Here is a 21,123-nt window from a genome sequence, read left to right on the forward strand (position 1 = left end):
GCTCGGCAGCGACGGGGTCTCGGACACGATCCCCAATGATCAACAATCCAGGCCCGCAGATCAACTCAGCCCGAGACGACCACCAAACCAGTCACCTCCGCACCGGCGTGCATCTGCCACAACGCCTTCACCCCATCGGACACCCGAACACCGATGGAGCCTTCCAGCGCGGCAATCTCCTCTTCGGACGCTCCGGCCTTCAGCGAAGTGAAGGAGGCCGGGGCGTGCTCAGCAAGCCATGCTTCGATCCGCCCCCACGCCTGAGCCACCTGCCGTGCCTCTATATGCCCCTGGTCCGGTTGCTGGTCGCTCACGCGTCCCTCCCCTTCCACGCCTCGATGCCGGTGCCCATCCTCGCACTCCGGGTGCGCCGAGCAGCAGGAATCGGCCGCCCCAAGACCCTCGGAATCTACCGGCGGGTGTACTTGGTTCCCGGTGTCCGAGCCAGGACTACAGGGCCGCCGAGATCCCCATGGCGCAGGGGCTCGCGGGCCGCCCGACAGCCCGACCTTCGTCAGGCTGGTCGCGGCTGTCCAGGGTGTCCGTCAGGCCGGCGCGGAGCGCCGCCGAAGGCAGCCCTGGCCGACTGGATCGGCCGCACACTCAGCCGTCGGGCGACCCATCGAGCTCAGCTCAGGTGGGAGGGTACGAGATTATGATCGGGCAGTTCGTGGGGATTTACTTGACCGTCGACGGGCCCGTGGTTCGCAAGCCCCCGTACGACGGGGATGGCTGCAGGGCCAGAGCACGGGCGATGGCGGCCGCGACCGGGCCAGCGTGCTCGGGCACAAACCGGGCGGCCCAGGTGGTGGCCAGGTCGAGGAAGTCGGCCAGGTCGCGCTCCGCTCCGGCGAGCAGGCGCCGCAGTTTGTTGGCGGGCAGCTCGATAATGGAGCTGTCGTCCCGCTCGGCATCCACGGTCAGACGCACCGTCTCGCCGACCCGCTCGGCGAGCGGGGAGGGATCGTGGCCGAAGGAGGCCCAGCCGTCGCCGCCGAAGACTTTGAGCCAGTCGCCGCGCTCTTCGAGCCCATTGCAGCAACCGGGCAGCACGGTGACGCCGGTGACGGTGTCAGTGACGCGCAGACCTCCAGGCGCGAGGAGGTCGTCCGTGGCGAGCAGTCCACGCAGGAAGGCTCCGAGCGGGTCGGCGGGCCGCGACGGGTGCTCGTCGGCCTCCGGCACGTCGTTGTAGTCGGCGATGCGCATGACCGCCGTGCCGACCTCGGCGGGAGTGAGCGCCCCGCTGAGCGGCAGGAAGCCGTCCGGCTCGGTCTCCGCTATCGGCCAGAGGCCGAAGTCGGCGGGAGCACAGACTTCAAGGACAGGCTGCAACACGATCACCTGGGCAGTGTGCGGCATGTCCTTCCCGCTCCGCACCCGGAAATGACGCGACGGCCGCCGCGCACCTGGCTCCAACGGACGCGTGCCCCCGAGTCCGTCCGGCTCCGAAATCCCGTCGAGTTCCGCGTGGGCGCTGCCTACCCTGGCGGCATGGCCCACGCGAATACCTCCTATGTCTGCCTGCCCTGCCGGGCCAGGTACAAGCAGCCCTACGATCGAGACAGGGAGCAACGCAGCTGCCCGCGCTGCGCGGAGCCGCTGATCCACGTGGGCTCGGCCTTCGCCGCGCCACCGCGTCGGGACACCGCGGCCTGGAGGACGCTGTCCGTCCTGCTGCATGCCGGTGTCCGCTTTCACAAGAGCTGCTGCGGAGGGCCAGGGTTCCGTCCGCGCACCCCGCGGGAGGTGCGCGAGCGGATGACGTACGCCCGACGCACCGGCGAGCCGTTCGCCAGGGCACTCGTACGCCCCGACGTGCCGTGACGGTCAGCGTGGACCTGGCGCGGCTTGTGACACCGCTGACTATGTCGAGAGACGCGCACGGCAGCTGGGCCGCAGCGGAGACCGCGCTCGGCGTTCGGCTACCCGACGACTACAAGCACCTTGTCGAGACGTACGGGTGGGGTGAGTTCTGCGACTATCTCAACCTCCATACACCCTTCGGCACGAGTGAGCACAACGGCGTCGACTGGCAGCGCGGCAGGCTGTCAGGTGTGCCCGAGCGGGACCGGGAGCGCTACCCGTACCCTCTCCATCCGGCTCCCGGTGGGTTGCTGGTCTGGGGTACCACCATCGATGCCGACCGGCTCTGCTGGCTCACCACAGGAGCGCCCGAGAACTGGCCCGTCGTGGTGTGGAGCAGCGAGGACTGGTACGAAACCCATCCGATGGGCGCGGCCGGGTTCGTCGAGGCCTGGATCGGAGGACGCGTCGGCTCCCGGCTGCTCGCGGACATGGAGCCGGACCTGGCCCCGTGGTTCAACGCCTTCCGGCCCCGCACTCATCGCTGCCTCCGACTTTCCGAGGGCCTGTTCACTCACGACCAGCGCCTCGCGATCCTCCGGGAGTCGTTGGCTCCGACCGTGGACCGGGGCAGTTGGCGGTCGGAACAGGCCGACGCAGGCCAGGACCACTTTGCGTACGTCCACGCGGACTGGCTGCTCACGTACGACATGTCACGCCCGCACCAGATCCGGATCTCCTTCCCGCCGGAAGACGGCGAAGCGGTCCGGCAACGGCTCTTTGCCGCCGTCCGGCGGATGCGCTGCGAGGTGCTCGCGATCAGTGCGTCCGACGGCGTGCCCTTGCCAGCCTGGGACGCGGTCGCCGACGAGGACGCGTAGGCGTCGTACGGCCTATTCGCGTGAGCAGTCCCTCGCCCGTCGGAGATGCCCGACTGAGGGTGGTGTGGACTGCCCTGGATATCGGCCGCAGGGCGGGTGAACCGAGCCCATTCGGCGGTCGACGCATCCGCGCTCGGCGCATACTGGGCCCATGCTTGTCCCCTCCCTTGCCCTCTCGCCCCTTCAGCACCGCGTGTTGCGCGAACTGAACCTGTCCGACCTCCCCCCTCCCGAGGCCGGTGCGATGTCCTGGGCGGCGCGAGGCCTCGACGCAGACGACGTGCGGGAGGCGCTGCCCACGCTGCTGTGGGGCGGGCTGGTCAAGAAGAAGGGTGGCGTAGACGGCCTGATCGCGCTCACGCCACTGGGATCGGCCAGTCTGCACGCGGCGGAATGCGATGAGTTGACGGCACGCCTGAGTGCAGTCGCGTCATTCGCGGACGCAGTGGCGCGCGGAGCGGCGGCTCGCCCCGCCGGCCATGCCCTGAAGCGACTCGCTGAGGGGACGTGGAGCTTGGCTCAGGCAGAGGCGCACCTACGGTCGGAAGGGCAGTAGCCCAGTGCCCTGTTCCGCCAGACTATTCGTGGCCCGCGTCGAAGCCCAGGTCGATGCGTCGCCGCGGGCGGGCGGCTTTGGGCTGCGGCGGGAGAACGCCCGCTGACGTGAGCTCCGCGACGGTGACCACCAGTGAGTTCACGATCTTCGTAGTGAGGGCTTGTTGCACGGGAGCGAGGTCGACCAGCCGCCGCAGCACGGACAGCAACTCGATCAGCTCCCCGGTCCACTCGCCCGGCCAGGACGTGACGTGTATGTCGTCCAGCGGGCTCGTCTTTCGGCTGGTCGGGGACGCCTTGCGGTAGCCGAACCACTTCCTGACGATCCGCATGCCACCGACCTCGTAGTTCCAGACCTCAGGCGGGACCCCTCTGAAGGCTCCGGGCCCCACGTGGAGGGTGTGCTTCTCCTCGTCGTAGTGCAGGGTGTCGGGCACCTCGGTGCCGATGGGGGTGTCGTACCGCACCTGCCGCGGATCGCCGGGGGAGAAGGCGACACCTTCCGCACTGGACGCCTGCGAGACCGGAAGGGGACCGCGCTCGCCGTACGTCATGGCCCAGAGCAGTTCCTGGCCGACGTGAACCGCGTTGCGCCACAAGTCCGGGTCGCGGGTGAGAGGTAGCCGCACGCCGGGGGTGAGTAGTTCCTCGGCAAACTGCTCGGTGAAGGCGCCGTGCCCGGTCACGGCCGTCGCGTAGGCAGCCAGGTCGTGAACGGTCACCTCATCGAGCCCGAGCACAGTTGCCAGGTGCCGGAGGAGTCCGGTGGGCACGTTGGCGCTGCCGTCCGGATGGAGGACGGGATGTAGCCGCCCGCCTCGACCGTTGAAGTGGTGGGTGTCCGGTAAGAGCGCTGTCGCGACTAGGGCCGGACCGGTACTGATCTCTTCGTTGTGCTGCTGGTTGAGGAACAACTGTCCCGGCTGCAGGGACTCCCACAGGTCGGGCCGCGGCCGGTCGGTGACCCGGTTGTCCGCAATGAGCCATTGGCGGTCGAAGCTGCGCAGCGCTATTTGTACGAGCATAGGGCGGGTGCGGCTCTCCTCGTCGACGGCCCGGTCGCGGTGCGGGAATCCAGGCAGACACGACACCCGCGAGTCGACACGGCGGTCCCCGGTCTCCTTGAACAGTCGGGCCTTTACCTCCGGATCCGTCTCCCCGGTGAGACGAGCCCACCGGCGTCGAAGAACCCCATCGGAAGGGGAGTTCACCCACGATCTGTTGGTCGTAATCCCGAGGCTGCCCCACGGAAAGAGGTCTTCCAGCGCCGGATAGTCCTCCCAGCCCGACAACGTAGCCGGTGTGAAGGGCCGTACGCCCTCCTCGTGCGTGTCTCGCCACCCCTCGTCGTCGAGGCGAAGGGCGCGGAGCTGGGCGAACTTCTCCGTGCGCTTCCCGTGCAGCGCCCGATAGTGGACGCGAGCGTGGCCACCGGAGGCGTGGTCCGCCCTTCGTACGAAGATGCAGATCGACAACGGCTGGGCCACATGGGGGAACACGCGGTTGGCCACGTCCGAGCGCTGTCCTTCCGGGGACAGGCTGATGATCCAACCCTCGTCGCACGTCCTGCGCAGGTATGCGCGCATCCCCCTACCAGCGGGACCTGTGGCGAACGCCGACGGGGTGATGAAGCAGACGACTCCGTGCCGTTCGTCCAAGTGTGCGTCGAAGACCTTCCAGGTGGCCCAGCGCCAGAAGTAGACGTACATGTTCTTGAGCGCGTGCTCGAACCGGCCGTTCCCCGGGTGGCGAAAGTCGTCCAGCGGCGGGCGGCCCTGGCCCTTGACGCGCTTCTCGATCCAGCCCCCGCGGTTCTCGGCCTTGTCGTCGTACGGCGGATTGGCGATGACCACGGTGACGGGCACGTTCGCCTTGACGTGGTTGGCTCGGGCCCGCGACTCCGAGAGCGCCGCGTATGTGGCGGCGAACTGCTCGTCCTGGATGAACGGATCGTCGAGCGTGTCCGTGACATGGAGGTTGAGCCCGCGGGGCGGCAGTGTGGCGCCGTACTTCCTGAGGAGGTCGGCGGTCCGTAGTTCGGCCACGGCGAAGGGGCCCATCTGGAGCTCGAAGCCGTAGAGCCGCTGGGCGAGCCGTCCGATCGCGTCGGGCGCCATGGCGTCGCCGTACCGCTCGGCTGCCTGCCGTGCCACGCGGTCGATGATCGTGTGCAGGTACGTGCCGGTGCCCATCGCGGGGTCGACGATGTGGACGTCCTCATCGCCGTAGCCCCGGGCCTTGCCGAGACGGGTGCGGAGTACGTCCTCGGTGAGGCGGACCATCTCCTCGACCACCTCGCGCGGGGTGTAGTACGAGCCGCTGCGCTGCCGCAGACCGTCGTCGTAGACGGAGAGGAACGACTCGTACAGGTGCAGGTAGGCGTCGCGGTTGCCCTGCCGGATGGTCGTCCAGTCGACGGCGTCGATGGTCCGGGCCAGGAGCTGAAGGGTGACCTCGAAGCGCTCGTTGACGTTGTCGGTGAGTAGTTGGAGGGCCTTGCCCATCAGGGCGTGGCCGGCATTGAGCCGACGGCCGACCTCGTGGAAGCTCGTTTCGACGACCGGGATGTGCTCGGTGTGGGCGAGGAGGAGGGCGAAGGTGACGGTCTGGGCGTAGCCGTCGGCGAAGGTCTCATCGTCGGCGGTCGGGAAGAGCAGCCGGCGCCAGTCGCTTCGGAGGCCGGTGAAAGGGCGGTCGGCTGAGGTGGAGTCCTCGTGGTCGGCCCGGGCTTCGGCCCGCAGCTGTTCCCGTACGGCCTCGCGCAGCAGCCGACACAATGGGGCCAGGTGCTGGACGAGTACCGAGACCCGCCAGATTCTCTCCGGCTCCCAGCAGAGCACTGTCCGTGTCAGCGCGTCGAAGGCGGCCGGATTCAGGGCGGTGAGCTTCGCCCCGGCACTCTTGAGCGCGCCGGAAAGCACGACCTCCTTACCGACCTGCACGCCGTACTGGAACAGGCGCCAATGAGTGCCGTTGGTGTACAGCAGGTTGGGGAGGTCGCACAGACGCTGCCACTGTCGCTTGTCGTGGCCGGTGAAGCTTTCGGGGTCGATGCTCTTCCCCGGTCGCTTCACCTCGACGTACCCGGTGATCTGCGCGTTCACGCGCACGGCCCAGTCGGGGCGGACCCCCAGGTGCGGTATGCGGGTCTCGGGATGCCAGGTGACTTCGGCCAGGGCGTGGTGTGCGCCAATGGTGCGGAACAGTTGCTCGAGCGGGGACCGGATCGCGGCCTCGCGGTCGCCGGGGCCGGCAAGGTTCCGCCTGCACTCCGCCCCGAACACGGACACGGCTTCCTGGAGCCACTGAAGGTACGCGTCAGACATCGTCCCCCCACCCCCGGCCCGGCTATGAAACGGGCCATTCCCTCCTGTCCGGGAGTATGGGTGCGACAACCCTAAACCGGAAGAGGGCGTACCGGAGTTGCGCTGTCGCAGGGATGCGTCCCCCGTGCCGAGTGCCGCCCTGACGCAGGCCCGATTCTCGGACCGACCGGGCGTCGCGGCACCGTATGGCCGGTTTTCCCGTTCGTTGTTGAACGGGCCCGCACACCCCCACGATGATGTTCGTGCGTATGGCATCCGCACAGTCCGTACTGCCGAACACGGGTGCGGGATGGGAACGATCCGGGGACACAGGCGGGATGGGGGCGGGGGAGTGCTGAGGAAGCACTGTTGCGACCGGCCGGTGGCTGGTGAGACATGAGACACCGTGTGCAGTTGGCGCTTCAGGTCATGCTGGTGCTTCTGGCGTGCTTACTCGGCATCGCCACGAACTATGCCACCAGTACCGACGACGCGCCGTGGGTGCTGGAGGCCATTCGGAGGGTGTCCATACCCGCCATCGGTCTGCTCGTCGCGACCATGGTGATCGGCCAAGTCGTCGTATACCGGCTGGAAAACCCCGGCCCGCCGCAGGCCGACTGGCCGCGCGACCGGGTCCCGTACCCGGGACTGGACGCCTTCGACGAGGACGAGGCTGCCGTCTACTTCGGACGGGAGACGCAGGCTGAGGAGCTGACACGCAGGCTCCACGCCACCGTCACGCGACCCGCCGACCGGTTCCTCCTGCTGGTGGGAGCTTCCGGCAGCGGAAAGTCCTCGCTCGTCAGGGCAGGGGTGATGCCCAGGCTGCGGGAGCGCAGGTGGACGGTCGTGCCGGCATTCTCGCCTGGGGCGAATCCACTGGGCGCTCTGGCCACTTCCCTCGCGGCGGTCGGTGGTGAGGAACCGGTGAGCAACGTGCTGCGCCGACTCCGCCAGGGACCAGACCGTCTTAGGGCCGAACTGTCCCGGTTGCGCGGAGGGCGGTTTCGGCGAGTGCTTCTCGTGGTCGACCAGTTTGAAGAGCTCGTCACGCTTGCGAGCGAGCGGGAACGAGCCCAGTTCCTTGAAGCCCTCGGCGTGTGTCTGGAGCGGGACCCCTCGGTTCGGGTGCTGGCCACGCTTCGGGTGGACCTGCTGGGCCGGCTCCTTGGCACGGGTCACTCCGACCTCCTCCAGCACCCAATCGCCATCGGCACACTGGGGCGGGCGCAGCTCGCCCAAGTGGTTGAGCGTCCGGGCGCGCTTGTCGACCTTTCCTTCTCGCCTGCAGTGGTCGACGCGATCGTGAACGAGACCGGGGTCGACGACGCACTTCCGCTGCTCGCCTATCTCCTGCAGGAGCTCTACTTCGCAACCGGTCCCGGCGCGACGGTCACCGAGGAGCTGTACAGGCAACTCGGCGGTGTCGCGGGCACCTTGGCACGTCAGGCCGACAGCACCGTGGCAGGCCTCGGGACGGATCACGGCATCGACTTCGTCCTGCGGGTGTTGCTGAAGTTCGTCACCGTGGAGGGGCAGGAGGTCGCACGTCGGCATGTGCCATTGTCCGAACTGACCGAGCGGGAACTGCATGTGGTCGACGCGTTCATCGACGCGCGGCTGCTGCGGTCCGACGCACGCGGCGATGTGTCCACCGGGCAGGAGTCGTACGCCCAGGTGACTCACGAGGCCCTGTTCCGTCAGTGGGCCCCGCTGAGGCAGGAGGTCGAGGCCCGCGCCGAGCGGCTGCGGGAACGCGCTGAGCTGGAGCGGTGGGCCGAGGACTGGGTGCGGTCCAGGCACAGTGACGACTACCTCCTGACTGGTGAACGGCTCACTGTGGCCCAGCGCTGGCTCGAAGCCCTCGAGGAGGCTGGGCAGGCTTCGACGCCCGCACGGGCGCTCGTCGAAGCCTCGCGGAGGTGTGACCTGGCTTTCCTGAGCAGGGTGTCCGACAACATCGGCCGTCAGGCGCTCGACAGCGCTGAGAGCGAGCCTGAGCGTGCGCTGCTCCTGTCCCTCGCAGCGCTCGGCGAGTGCACGCCGACACCGTCGGCCCGGCGGGGTCTGATGGCGGCGCTCGCCGCCAGTCACCTTCGTACGCGGTTGGACGGGCACACGGACACGGTCCGGCATATCGCCTGGTCGCCGGAGGGGAGCAAGCTCGCCACGGCGTCCAGGGACGGCACGGCCCGCGTCTACGACGCCCGGTCGGGGCGATCGCTGTTGGTCCTGCCGAGTGACGGTGCGATGGTCGAGTCGGTCGCCTGGTCGCCGGACTCGACCCAGGTGGCCACGGCAGGCCGGGACCATGTCGTCCGCATATGGGATGCCGTGTCCGGCGATCCGGTTCGGCGGCTGACGGGTGCCGGCGACATCGGCAGGCAGGTGACTTGGTCGCCAGGCGGGGAGCATGTCGCCGCGACGTTCAAGGACCGCGTAGTGCGGGTCTGGGAAGCCGCAACTGGTCGGCTCGTGAACGAACTGCGAGGGCACGGCGACGATGTCTGGGGCGTTGCCTGGTCCCCGGACGGCTCCCGCCTAGCCTCCGCGTCCCACGACCAGACCGCGATCGTCTGGGACCTCGCGACGGGCTCCGCCGCCGTGTCCCTGACCGGTCACTCGGATTTCGTGGAGGGCATCGCCTGGTCCCCGGACGGACGGTTCCTCGCCACCGGATCCGGCGACCAGACCGCTCGTATCTGGGATGCGAACACGGGTGAGCTACGGCTGCTGCTGCGCGGCCACACCAACTACGTATGGAACGTGGCCTGGTCGCCCGATGGCCGGATGCTCGCCTCCGCCTCCTCGGATCGGACCGTGCGCATCGTCCGTACTGAGGATGCGAAGGTTCTGGCCGTGCTGCGCGGCCACAATGACACCGTGTGGGGAGTGGCCTGGTCTCCCACGGGAACCCGGCTTGCCACCAGCTCGACGGACGGCACCGGGATCGTGTGGAACCTGCGGCCTCGCGGAGCCGAAACCGTACTGACCGAAGGGCATGACGGTCCTGTCAACGAGGTTGCCTGGTCCGGCGACGGAGGCCGCATCGCCACTGCGTCGGACGACGGCACCGTGCGGATGTGGGATGCGGCAAGCGGTGCTCCGGTCGGGCCTGTGGTGACAGTGGAGGACCGAGTGTGGAGCGTGGCTTGGTCGCCACGGGGGGACCGACTGGCGCTGAGTACCAATGACGGACTCTTCCGTGTCCTGGACGACTACGGCAGAGCACTGTTCGAGCAGCGGGGCGAGGTGATCGAGGGGTGCGCCTGGTCACCGGACGGTCACCGACTCGCGACCGGCGGGCACGACGGCATTGTACGGGTCGTATCGGCGCATGACGGCACCGAGCTGATGCAACTGATGGAGCACCAGGACTGGGTGGGGCGTGTCGCATGGTCACCGAGCGGGCGGCTGCTGGCCAGCTGTTCCGACGACCGTACGTGCCGATTGTGGGATACCACCGAGAGCCGGCAGCTCACCGTTCTGCGCGGGCACGACAACTATGTGGAGGGCGCTGCCTGGTCCCCGGATGAAGCACGGGTTGTCACGGCTTCCGGTGACTGGACGGCAGCCGTGTGGGACGCCACCACTGGGCGCCGTATCGAGGTCCTCAAGGGTCACGAGGGGCGGGTCCGAGCCGTCGCCTGGTCTCCCGACGGCCGGTTCATCGCCACCGGCTCCGACGATCGCACGGTACGGATCTGGTCCGCTGCCACATTCCTGGAGGGCGCCGTCGTCGGCGTCCATCAGGACAGGGTGACCTCCGTCGCATGGGCTCGCGACAGCTCGCGGCTGCTTACCGGTTCTGCTGACGGGACGGCTCGGATATGGCCGGCGGAACCGGACTATGACCAGCTCGAAGCCCGCGCGCGAGGGCGGGTCTTCCGGACACTCAGCGAGGAGGAAAGGCGGCAGCACATGCTGCCGCCCGAACGGCCGTGATCAGTAGCGTTCCTCGACGGTGCGGTCATCGGTATGTACCAGGTACTCGTCGGGGTCCAGGTTCATCGCCTTGCGCGCGGGCGACGACCAGTACAGGGCGTTGCGCTCCGCGAAGGTCTCCGGGCCCTCGTAGGAGATCAGCCAGACGAACTGATTGCGTTCCCGGTCCACCCATGCTCCGCCGATTGTAAACCCCAACTCCAGCCGCAGCGGCAGGATTTCCCGCTGCCAGCGGTCCACCCACTCGTCGAGCAGGCCTTCACGGACGGTGTAGGTACGGAGCTGTGTGGTCCTCGGCATGGCAGACATCTTCCTGGATGAGCCCTCAAGGCAGCACATGGGCGCCGCCTACGCGAGTAGGTGTCCGGGCCGGCGCCCAGGGCCGCAACGTACTGCGGCACCTGGGTGAGCTCGGCCTCAAGCGGAGGGGCCTTGACGGCTCGGCTGATCAGTCGGCCGTCAGGCCCTCCGTGCCAGATCCAGTGCCGCCGTGTGCACGAACCAGTCCAGCACCTCGCAGATCTCGTCGACGTGTTCGGCGAAGACCCGGACCGGGAACGACGGGCGCAGCTCCAGCTTCGCCTCGGGCAGCTCAACGCCGTCGATCTTGTTGAGGCGCTGAAGGAGCTCGCGGCGCTGCTCCGTATCGTCGAAGGGGCTGCGGTTCTTGAGGTGCTGGAAGACGACCTCGACCGTACCGCTAACGGGGTAGATAGCGACCGGCCACATCAGGTGGGGCTGTCGGCTTGTGCCGGCGTCCAGCATCGGGAAGCAGCTGGTCTCCTCGTGTCGGCCGTAGGTGATGTAGCCGCCCTGGCGGCGCCAGAAGTCGAGTGCCGCCATAACTCCGGCCGACGCCTCTGGCCAGTGTTCCTGCAACTGAGTTCGGAATCGCTCGGCCGCCGCGGCGTCCTCTCCGTCAGGAAGCAGATCGTGCGAGACCGGCTGCGTGACGTCCTTGCCCAGCAGAGTGGCCAGCTCCGTCGCAGTCAGGCGCTGCGAACTGTTCGCCCGGCCCGAGGGGTCGAACCTCACCCCTTCGTCCATCAGCAGCTCCTGTGGTGGCTGCTTGTCACTGCCCTCCGGCCATCGGAAAGCGGGGGAGATCTTGCCCTCCGCAGTAAGTACGCGATAGGCGCCGATCACGGACGAGTTGGAGCCCAGATAGGCGCCGACAGGAACCGGATGGCTGCCGATGAGTTCAGCGACGTCACCGTACGTCGTCCACGTGCCGCTCGGCATCGCCACGAGAGCAGCCCGCAGTTCCGCCCAGCCCGGCCACTCCTCGCCGACGGGCTTGACCCCGCCGATCGGGCCGGGCCACAGCTCCACCGCGCGCCCCGTCAGACGGTCGGCGCGTGCCAGGATCTCCGCCTTGCCCCAGTGTTGCGCCGAGGCGATCTCCAGGTTCATGCGCAGAGCGCTCGACTCGAGGATCTGCTGCTTGCGGTCGAACGGGTGGTTGGAAAGCTTCGAGTTGTCGCCGGTCAGCGTCAGGTTGCCGAGCGTGTGCACCAGCAGGTCGTGCAGCTCCTGAGGAGTCTGGTTCGGCTCGGTCTCGTCAGCGAGCAGATCGAACCATGCCGGGGCCGGGCGCTGCGGCAGGACGTGCTCCACGCTGAGGGACGCCTTGGCAAAGTCGACCGGCTCGGTGGGGCGGTAACTCTCCTCCAGGCGGCGGAGGATGTAGCTGCGCTGGGGCGGCCGGCCACTCCAGTAGAAGGGCTTGCAGCGGATCGCCTCGCGGAGCTCCTCGTCGCTGGGCCATCGCCGGCGCCGGCCGGACAGGAACCGCCGTACGGCCTCGGCCGCCGGGCGGTCGGTCTCCAGTTCCTTAGGAGCCTCCATGAAGATCCGGTTGAGGCCGGTGGTCGGTGTCTGGCAGATGAGGCGTCGCACCAGGTAGGACTCGACGTAGAGCAGAGCCTCCGCCGCGTCGTCGGACGTCGTGCTCCCGGCGTCGACGAGGTCCAGCAGATGGAGAGCGAGCGGATAGTGGGTCTGACTTCCCCAGGCTGCCAGGCGCTCCAGCACCGCGCGCAGAGAGGGTGAAGGCTCGCGGCCCGGCTCGATGATCCGGAGGAACCGTCGCCCACGCTCGGCCAGCCGCATGACCTCGTGCTGGAGTGCGTCCTCGTTGCCGGCCAGCGGCTGGAGCCGTTTCTGCTGTTCCCGGTAGATCTCGCTCTGCTTGGCCTTGTAGTGGCCGCGCACGATCAGGTCCAGCCAGACGAGGAGTTCGAGGTTCTTCGGGCCGAGGCTCTGCTGCATGGGCAGCCACAGCTCCTGGTAGACCCGCTCGCCCCGCTTGGGCAGGAGCATGAACACGTAGTTGCGGAGCAGGTCGCTCTGGCTGAGCCCGACACCGGTGTTGTTGATCGACTCGAAGATTCGGTAAACGTTGTCGCCGGACTCGGCGGTGATCTCCACGATCGAGAGCAGGTCCTTCAGGACGGTCTCGACGGTGGCGATCCACCGTTCGTCGCCGGCTTCCGGGCACTCGGCGAGCGCACCGCGGAAGAACCGGTAGGCCGCACCGATGTTGTCGCTCCCACCGGCGTCGGCCCGGGACTGGACGCACGCGGTGTACGCCTCCCGGTCGGCTTGCGTGGGCAGCAGGCGATAGTGGTCGAGCCCCTCGTGGAACTCGTTGACGAGTATCTGCCGGTGCACCCTGTCCACGCCGCGTACGTCACCGGTCTCCTTGAGGTGGTCGCGCAGTGCGGTGAACGCCAGCATCAGCGTGGTCAGCCGCTGCTGCCCGTCCACGACCAGCCACCTCTGCACCCCGCCCGCCTGGATCTGGCCAGGTGCCAGTACCACCGAGCCGAGGAAATGAGGCGCCGTGGATTCACCGGACAGGTGCTGGTCGACGAGTTCGCTCACGTCCTCCCAGAGGCGCTTCAGCTGCTCCGTGCCCCAGCTGTACGTGCGCTGATAGAGCGGCACTTGGAACTGCTTGTCCCCCTGGACGAGCTTGAGGAAGGTGATCTCCTGTGCGCGCATGCGCTTCCTTTCCCTACCGGGTACACAGGCCTTGCCGGTCCGTCCAGCGCATCGGCTCTGGGACAGCTCGCTTGAATGTAGCGTGAACTCAGTCAACGCGGGGAGCTTTGGCGTGACTCCACGGCGCCAGGGTCGCCGGTCCGTGGCTGCAGGGCCCGGTGTTTGGAGTTCCTGGGCATCGTCTCGTGGGGGCGCAGCTGCTTCATGTTGCGGCCCTCGATCCAGGCGTTCCAAGGTTCGAGGTGGTAGAGCAGGTGCCCCGTGAGTCGCCGCGGCGATCCTGGATCTTGTCTGCGGCCAGGTTGAGCATGGTGTTACGTGTGAGCCGGTGGGGGCAATTCGGGGAGCACTTCCGGGGCTTCCGTGCGTATGGGGCGATCAGCCTGTCCGGTTCGATGCGGCGAAGTGGTCAAGGTGACAGTGAGAGCGCTCTCGCTCTTATCTGTGAACTAAGTCAATGATTGCGTGCTACGGTTCGTGCGTCACGAGGCGTCCTGTGGGTGGGGCGCCTGCATTGCAGCCGTGGGGGGCGAGATGGCCGTCAACGCCAACAGGAACGTCAGAAAGACCAACAGTCGCGGGAGCAGTGGAAAGGACGCCAAGCTCGGCTGTGGCTGCCTCGCCGTCTCCGGGCTACTGCTGCTGGGCATGCTCAGTAGCTGCTTCGGTGGGGACGATGACGCGGGGAGTGGCGGCAGGCCCGCGGATGCCTCGACCGTTGCCGAGTCCCCCGCCAACGCTGTGCCGGCACGCGCGCTCGATGTCCAGGGCGACGCGGCGTTCACGCAGGCAGGCGAAGAGGTGCGGGTGGACGTGCTCGACAACGACAGTGTCACGGATCCGTTCCCCGGCGGCCTCCGGGTTGCCGTCCTCGCTGCGGCCGACGGCCTCACCGTGTCGAGCGATCCGGCTCACGGCACGGTGTCGGTCGAGGGTGACGGCATCACCTATACGCCGGCTGCCGGATTCAGCGGCGAGGACACGTTCAGTTACACGCTCGCGGTCACCGACCCTGGGACGGGCGACGCGTTGAGCGGCGCGGCTGAGGTGACCATCACCGTCGAGAAGCCCGAACCGAAGCCCGCATCCTCTCCGTCTCGCCGGCCCGCATCGGACTCGAGCTCGGACTCAGACGCGGACTCGAGTGGTTCCGGCTACGGCAGCAGCGGCGGAGCGACGAGAGGCGGCGGGGGCAGCGTCTACTACAGCAACTGCGATGCCGCCAAGGCGGCCGGGGCCGCGCCCATCCGCCGGGGCGAGCCCGGATACGCCAAGCGACTTGACCGCGACGGGGACGGAGTCGCCTGCGACTCCTGATGGCCGCGATACCGGGGCGATCAAGGTCGTCGGTTTCGCGCACTCCGACAGGCAGTTCCGGAATGCGAGGGTCCTGCTACGCTCCCATCGTGTGCTGAGTTCACACCCGAGGTGAGGCGTGCTGGGGGCGCGTACTGCACTCATGCTCCGGGTGGCCGGGGCGGGATTTCACAAGTAGGCCACCTTGTTGGCCCTCAGTAGCAGTGGAGTGGCGTGTGAGCCAGGGCGAGAGCATGCTGAGTGACGGGATCCAGCCGGTCGGTTCCGTACATCACTACGAGGACGGGTTGCACGTCCGTGTCGACGATGTCATGCCGTACGAGCTGGTGGACCCCGAAGACTCCTACGGCTTCCGCCAGGGAGACGACCTGATTCGGTGCACGTTGTTCTTGAGCAACGGCACGGGAGGGCCCATCGATGTGAGCGGAATCAGCATGCTGGTTCGCTCCGGGCCGTACGGCAAGACGGGCCGCCAGGTACTGGACTACAGAACCGAGGTGCTCGACGACGAGCTCGACGGGACGTTGCGCACGGGACGCAGGCTCTCTGCCACGTGGGCCTACAGCATTCCTGCAGGCACGGCGGGAGAGCTGGACATCGAGGTGCGGTTCACGGGCCGACACGAGCGCGAGAGCGTCACCTTCACCACCGTGGGGGCCCTTTCGACTCGTCCCGTCGATCCTCGCGTGCCCGCTCCTCGTGCTGTACCGGCGCCGCTTCCGGATCAGGCAGTGCTTTTCGGCGACGAACAGCGCTCTCTCTTCGAAGGCGGGGAGGATGAGGGGTTCGGGAACCACGCCTCTGGCCCCGGGGCGGCTCCCGCCTCCGCCGAGGACAGTGGTGCCGGGGCAGTGCCCGCACAGGCTGCCGCGTCGGACCGCCGAGCCGCCGCACCGGCGCAGGCGCTGTCCAGCGACGAGACCGACGCCCTGCGCGTCCGCCAGATCTTCCGCTTCCTCGCCGAGGCCGAGGAGTCCAAGGCCCGGCCCGTGCGCACACTCGACGGGGCCGCCGGGACCGTGTGGTTCGAGGAGCTGCCGGTCGACCCTGGTGTCTCCGTGATGCTCGACGGGGCGCTCGCCACCGACGAACCCGCGTGGCTGACCGTCGCGCGGCCCGAGCGCGAGGACGTCCCGCAGCCCAAGCCGCTGGTCGCGCCCTGGGTGGACGAGACGCGCATACGTGACTTCAAGCAGACCCGCGCCCCGCACCTGCGGCGGCGAATCGAGCCCGAATTCCCGGACTGGTCCGAGGGGATTCCGCTGGAGAAGACGTACCACGAACTGGACGAGCACCCGAAGCGGGAGAAGATCGAGAAGCTGTATACCGCCTGGGAGCAGGAGTGGCTCGTATGGGCGGAGCGGCGGCGTGCCATCGACCCGCTCGTCAGGCTGTACGACCGGCTCCACAAGATGCACGAGGACGCCGCCAACCTGGGTGAGGCCTACGAACTCGTCCTCGGGTTCGGCCGGCTGACCTGGCAGACGACCGGCGGCCAGCGTGTTGAGCGGCACCTCGTCACCCACCGGGCCACGCTCCGGCTCGACCCGTCCACCGGCACGCTCACCGCCGCCCCGGACCCGACCGGTGTCGGAATGGAGCTCGAAGAGGGCATGCTCGACGGCGCCCAGCATGTTCCGGGATCCGTACGCGAGGGCATCGTCGACGTGCTCGAGGAGGCATCCGACGCCACCGACCCCGAGCACCTCGATGCCCTGCACACCGCGCTGCGCAGCTGGGTCAACGCCGCCCACAGCGCCGGAAGCTACCTGCCGACCGTCGAGCGCGCCAAGACGCGCAGCCTGGACGTGCCGCAGGTCGGGCTCACCCCGGCACTCGTGCTGCGTGAGCGCAACCGGCGATCCACACTGGACGCTCTGAAAGCCATCGCGCGCCAGATCGACGGTGGTACGCCCCCCACAGAACTGCTCGGCTACATTGCCGGCCGCGACGGGGCGCTGACCGCTGCTGACCTCGCGGCGGCGGAGGACGACGGCACCGGGGCCGACGCCGGCGAGATGTATTTCGCGTTGCCCGCCAACGAGGAGCAGCGCACCATCGCCGAACGCCTGCGTGCCAACCGGCTCGTCGTGGTGCAGGGCCCACCCGGCACGGGCAAGACGCACACGATCGCCAACTTGGTGACCGACCTCCTTGCCCAAGGCAAGCGTGTGCTCATCACCAGCCACACTCCGCGAGCCCTGCGCGTACTGCGCGACAAACTGCCCGAATCCGTACGCGATCTGTGCGTGAGCCGCACCGAGGACGGTGCAGCGGCACAGCGCGAACTCGAAGCCTCCGTCCAGAAGATCCTGAGTGAGTACGCCGGCTACGACCCGAAGGCGTCGCAGCGCGAGATCCGGAACCTCCAGGCACGGCTCACCAGTGCTCGGACCAACCAGCAGACCCTGTTGCGCGATCTTGCCGTGCTGCGGGAGCAGGAGACGCATCGGTTCGATGCGGAGATCGGCGACTACAGCGGAAGCCTCCAGGAGATCGCCGAACGCCTCGCCACTGAGACCGAGGCGTACGACTGGATCGGTCCGGTACCGCAGGAGCAGCCCACTTTGACCGCCGCGGAAGCCCTGGGCCTTCTGCACAGCACCCGGGCCTTCACCACGCACCATCAGGCGCTCGCCGCCGAGGTGCCGGGCCCGTCCGAGCTGCCCAGCCCTGGAGAGTTCGAGGAGGCCGTCGGCGTCGTGCGCGGTGCCGAGGAAGCACACGCGGCGGTGCGACAGGACCCGTTGAGCGAGGAGTACGACACGGCCGTACGCGGCCTCGCCGAAGGTGAGCAGCAGCGGCTCTCGGCCGCCCTCGACGCCTTCGCCGCCGCCCGGGGACGCGCAGGATCGCTTGCCGCCGCAGCCGGTGAATGGGCTCTGGCGCTCCTGCGGGAAGTCAGCGCGGGCCAGGACTGGCAGGCCCGCAGCCGGCACGCCGCCGTCACCGACACCCTCGCGGCCGTGGAAGCCTCGCTCTCCACACTGCGCAACGCGATGGTCAGCGGGCTGGAACAGTACGACCCGGCCACCGCGCTCGGTCAGGCCACCGCCCTGCACGACGGGCTGCGTCAGGGACAGAAGCTGCGCGGTCCCCTCGGTATCCGCTCGAAGCTCGCCAAGGCCGTCGGCCCGTTCACGGAGGTCGTGCGAGTCGACGGGCGTGTGCCGGAAGACGCCGACACCGCCGCCCTCGTTCTGGCCCGCGTCCAGCTGGAACTGCGACTCGCCCAGGTCGAGTCCGAGTGGGGCACACCCACTGCGCCCTGGCAGGGGCACGGCCCTCGCCTGGCCCGCCTGCGACAGGAGGCCGAGGCCCTCGAAGCGCTCCTCGCCGTCGCAGCCGCCCGCACTGACGTACTCACGGCAGCGGCGACCTCGCCGGCCCTCACCGTTGCCACCTGGCATGACCAGGCAGTCGAGAACGCCGTACGGGCGCTCCTGCGCGCGGCGACGGCCCTGCGTGCCGCCGAGCAGTCTCGCCGTGTCCTCTCCGACGCTGAGGAGCTGCTGCGCACCTGGAGCGACCGGCCCGGTGTCTCTCCCGCAGTGGCTCGGGCGTTCGACGCCGCGCGCGCCCAGAATCCCGAGGGCTACCGCGAATTCACCCAGGAGATCGCCGAGGTGCGGGAAGCGGCCCGGCTGCGGGCCGAACACCGTGCAGCGCTCACCCGCATCCAGGGAACCTTCCCCACGTTGGCCGAGCGGATCATGGAAAGCCCCGAGGACGCCGACTGGGACGAGCGGCTGCCCGCCCTGGCCAAGGCCTGGGCATGGTCCGCCTGGCGCGAGCGCATGGAGCGCCTCACCGACCCGGAAGCCGAGCGCACCCTGCGCAAGCGGCTCACCGAGGCCGACGACGAGGCACGCATCATGCTCGCGAGGCTCGCAGCCGCCCGCGCCTGGCACCGCTGCCTCGGGCTGCTCACCGGAGACCAGTCGCGCGCGCTCAGCGCCTACCAGCAGGCCGCCCGCCGCATCAAGGGCAAGTACCAGCACCGCCACCGTCGCGACGCACAGGCCGCGCTGCGCAAGGCACAGAGCGCCGTGCCGGCCTGGATCATGCCGCTGCACCAGGTGGCGGAGACCGTTCCCATGGACCGGCCGGGCATGTTCGACGTCGTCATCGTCGACGAGGCCAGCCAGTCCGGCCTGGAGGCCATGCTGCTCAGCTGGCTCGCCGACCGCATGGTCGTCGTCGGCGACAGCAAGCAGGTCAGCCCCTCCAACGTCGGCCTCAAGCAAGACGAGTACTACCACCTCCGAGACCGGCTGCTCACCGGCCTCGAAGAGGACATCCGCAGCCTCTACGGCCCCGAGTCCAGCTTCTTCGACCTCACCGAGGCGCTGTCCGCAGGCCGCGGCACACTCATGCTCAAGGAACACTTCCGCTGCATGCCGGAGATCATCTCCTTCTCCAACGAGCTCTGCTACGACGGCCGGCTGCAGCCCCTGCGCCAGTACGGTGCCGACCGGCTCCCCCCGGTGCGCACCGTGTACGTCGAACACGGCGAAGCGCTCGGCACCAACACCCGGTTGGCCAATGTCGCCGAGGCCGAGGCGCTCGTCGCCGAAGTCGTGCGCTGCTGCGCCGACCCGGCCTACGACGGCAGGACCATGGGCATCATCAGCCTGCGCGGGAGCAAGGCGCACCTGGCGGAGCTGGAGAACCTGCTGGCCGAACGCCTCGACTACGAGCAGCGGGAGGAGCGGCGCATCCGGGTCGGTGACGCCGAAGACTTCCAGGGTGACGAGCGCCACGTCATGTTCATCTCCTGCGTCAACTCCGCGACCACAGCGGCCGGGAGCGTGCCGGGAGGCTTCAACGGCAAGACGTACGAGCAGCGGCTCAACGTGGCGGCCTCGCGAGCCCAGGACCAGGTGTGGGTGTTCCACAGCGCCCGCACCGAGCAGTTCCACGAGAACGACCTGCGCCGCCAGTGGCTCGACCACCTCACCCGACCCGCCGAGGAGGAGACCGCGGGTGTCGAGGGCGAGGTGCTGCCGGATGTGCGGCACGAGGCGTTCGACAGCCTCTTCCAGCAGAAGGTCTATCTGGAGCTGACTGCACGCAACTACCGCGTGCGCCCCGCATACCGGGTCGGCCGGCACTCCATCGATCTGGTCGTCGAGGGCGGTACGCGACGGCTCGCTGTCGCGTGCGACGGCGACGCGTTCGCGGAGGGCGAGGACGCATCGACCGCGGCCGCCCGACAGCGCGATCTGGAGCGTGTCGACTGGACCTTCGTCCGCATTCGGGGCAGCCGCTTCCACCTGGACCGCGAGCAGGCACTTGCTCCGTTGCGGGCGGAACTGGAGCGGCTGGGAATTGAGCCGGTTCACGAGGAGCAGGAGGCTGAGCCCCTACCGGCTGAGACCCCGCAGGCAGATGTTGTGCCGATCGAGGCCATGGAGGAGCAGATTCCCGAGAGCGAGGGCCCCGTCATCGAGGTCTCGGAGGATGAAAGCCCGAAGACGGAGCGTGTGGGCTCTGCCGCCGCCCCTCCGCCGCGGGTCGTCTCCGAGCCCGCGACACGGACCGAAGCCGCACCGGCACCGGACCCCGAGCCTCTGCCGACCGCTGCCCCGGCTCCCGCTGCTCCCCGGTCGGTGTCCGCCCCCGTCGCGGCCCGCACACCGGCACAGGCCCCAGCTGCTGCACCGAAGTCGTCTGTCGCCCCCATGGCGCAGGCGCACCGAGCTCAGGAGGCTCCCCGACCTGCCCCGGGATCGTTCCCCGTCCGGGAGATTCCGGTCGCAGCCTTCCACCGTCTGGTCCGTGAAATGCAGGAGCTGCAGCTCGCCGTTGATGCCCCTGATGAGACGCCTGAGGGGCTCGACGCCGCAAAGCTGGTCTTTCTCCGAAGGACGCAGGCGGACCAGCGTGACCGGCGGAGCAAGCGCCTCGCGTTCCTCCGGTCGTTCCTCGACGCCGTCCATGTCGGCGGAGAGACCGACACACTCTCCGTCGTCATCCCTGGAGCCCTGCTCGTGCTCGAGTTCGACGGGCAGGTGGACGAGGACACGCTGTACACCGTCGCCGAACTCCCCACCGACGAGGCGGACATCGTGTCCCCCTCCTCACCGCTGGGCCACGCCCTGATGTGGCAGCGAGCAGGACGTGAGGTCTCGTACAACGCCTCTCAGGACAAGACACACAGCGTCGTCGTCCGCGAGATCCGGGCCTGAGCGCCGGGCCCGGAAAGCGCATCGACGGGCCGTCGCCCCCCCCCAAAAGCGGGGGGGGGGAAGGGACGGTCGTCGCTGCTCAATAGGCCCCAAGGCTGGGGCTCCGGGGTCGCCTGC

At 68.7% G+C, this 21,123-nt stretch carries 11 protein-coding genes; 6 read left to right on the forward strand and 5 right to left on the reverse strand.

Going from position 1 to position 21,123, the window contains the following annotated elements:
- Positions 1 to 65: 65 nt before the first annotated feature.
- Positions 66 to 314 carry a hypothetical protein gene (locus ACFV9O_RS32945; RefSeq protein WP_385424458.1) on the reverse strand — a complete coding sequence of 83 codons (249 nt, stop codon included), beginning with the start codon at positions 312 to 314 and terminating at the stop codon, positions 66 to 68.
- A 364-nt stretch (positions 315 to 678) separates the two neighbouring features.
- Positions 679 to 1,344, reverse strand: coding sequence for a hypothetical protein (locus ACFV9O_RS32950; RefSeq protein WP_385424461.1), 666 nt, complete (start codon positions 1,342 to 1,344; stop codon positions 679 to 681).
- 150 nt (positions 1,345 to 1,494) lie between these two features.
- On the opposite strand from ACFV9O_RS32950, the gene ACFV9O_RS32955 reads away from it, so the two are divergent.
- The 3 genes from ACFV9O_RS32955 (at position 1,495) to ACFV9O_RS32965 (ending at position 3,243) form a co-directional block, all read left to right on the forward strand.
- Positions 1,495 to 1,827: a deoxyxylulose-5-phosphate synthase gene (locus ACFV9O_RS32955; RefSeq protein ID WP_385424464.1), complete on the forward strand. Its 333-nt coding sequence runs from the start codon at positions 1,495 to 1,497 to the stop codon at positions 1,825 to 1,827.
- Positions 1,828 to 1,868: 41 nt separating this feature from the next.
- On the forward strand, positions 1,869 to 2,687 hold the full coding sequence (locus tag ACFV9O_RS32960) for an SMI1/KNR4 family protein (protein ID WP_385424467.1): 819 nt from the start codon (positions 1,869 to 1,871) through the stop codon (positions 2,685 to 2,687).
- A 151-nt stretch (positions 2,688 to 2,838) separates the two neighbouring features.
- Positions 2,839 to 3,243, forward strand: coding sequence for a hypothetical protein (locus ACFV9O_RS32965; protein ID WP_385424470.1), 405 nt, complete (start codon positions 2,839 to 2,841; stop codon positions 3,241 to 3,243).
- Between the two features lie 22 nt (positions 3,244 to 3,265).
- On the opposite strand, the gene ACFV9O_RS32970 is transcribed toward ACFV9O_RS32965, so the two are convergent.
- The gene (locus tag ACFV9O_RS32970) at positions 3,266 to 6,568 is read right to left on the reverse strand and encodes a type ISP restriction/modification enzyme (protein WP_385424472.1); all 3,303 of its coding nucleotides are present in this window, start codon (positions 6,566 to 6,568) and stop codon (positions 3,266 to 3,268) included.
- 387 nt (positions 6,569 to 6,955) lie between these two features.
- On the opposite strand from ACFV9O_RS32970, the gene ACFV9O_RS32975 reads away from it, so the two are divergent.
- Complete coding sequence (locus ACFV9O_RS32975) at positions 6,956 to 10,492, forward strand: AAA family ATPase (protein WP_385424476.1); 3,537 nt, start codon at positions 6,956 to 6,958, stop codon at positions 10,490 to 10,492.
- Here the strand turns inward: ACFV9O_RS32975 and ACFV9O_RS32980 are convergent, their stop codons facing one another.
- A complete protein-coding gene (locus ACFV9O_RS32980; protein ID WP_385424479.1) occupies positions 10,493 to 10,792 on the reverse strand; it encodes an NIPSNAP family protein in 300 nt (99 codons plus the stop codon).
- Positions 10,793 to 10,951: 159 nt separating this feature from the next.
- Positions 10,952 to 13,498, reverse strand: coding sequence for a DUF262 domain-containing protein (locus tag ACFV9O_RS32985; protein WP_385424482.1), 2,547 nt, complete (start codon positions 13,496 to 13,498; stop codon positions 10,952 to 10,954).
- Positions 13,499 to 14,020: 522 nt separating this feature from the next.
- Here ACFV9O_RS32985 and ACFV9O_RS32990 point away from each other — a divergent pair.
- Positions 14,021 to 14,815: an excalibur calcium-binding domain-containing protein gene (locus ACFV9O_RS32990; RefSeq protein WP_385424484.1), complete on the forward strand. Its 795-nt coding sequence runs from the start codon at positions 14,021 to 14,023 to the stop codon at positions 14,813 to 14,815.
- Between the two features lie 215 nt (positions 14,816 to 15,030).
- A complete protein-coding gene (locus tag ACFV9O_RS32995) occupies positions 15,031 to 21,006 on the forward strand; it encodes an AAA domain-containing protein (protein ID WP_385424487.1) in 5,976 nt (1,991 codons plus the stop codon).
- The last annotated feature ends 117 nt before the right edge of the window (positions 21,007 to 21,123 follow it).

The organism is Streptomyces sp. NPDC059909 (assembly GCF_042730885.1).
GTDB lineage: Bacteria > Actinomycetota > Actinomycetes > Streptomycetales > Streptomycetaceae > Streptomyces.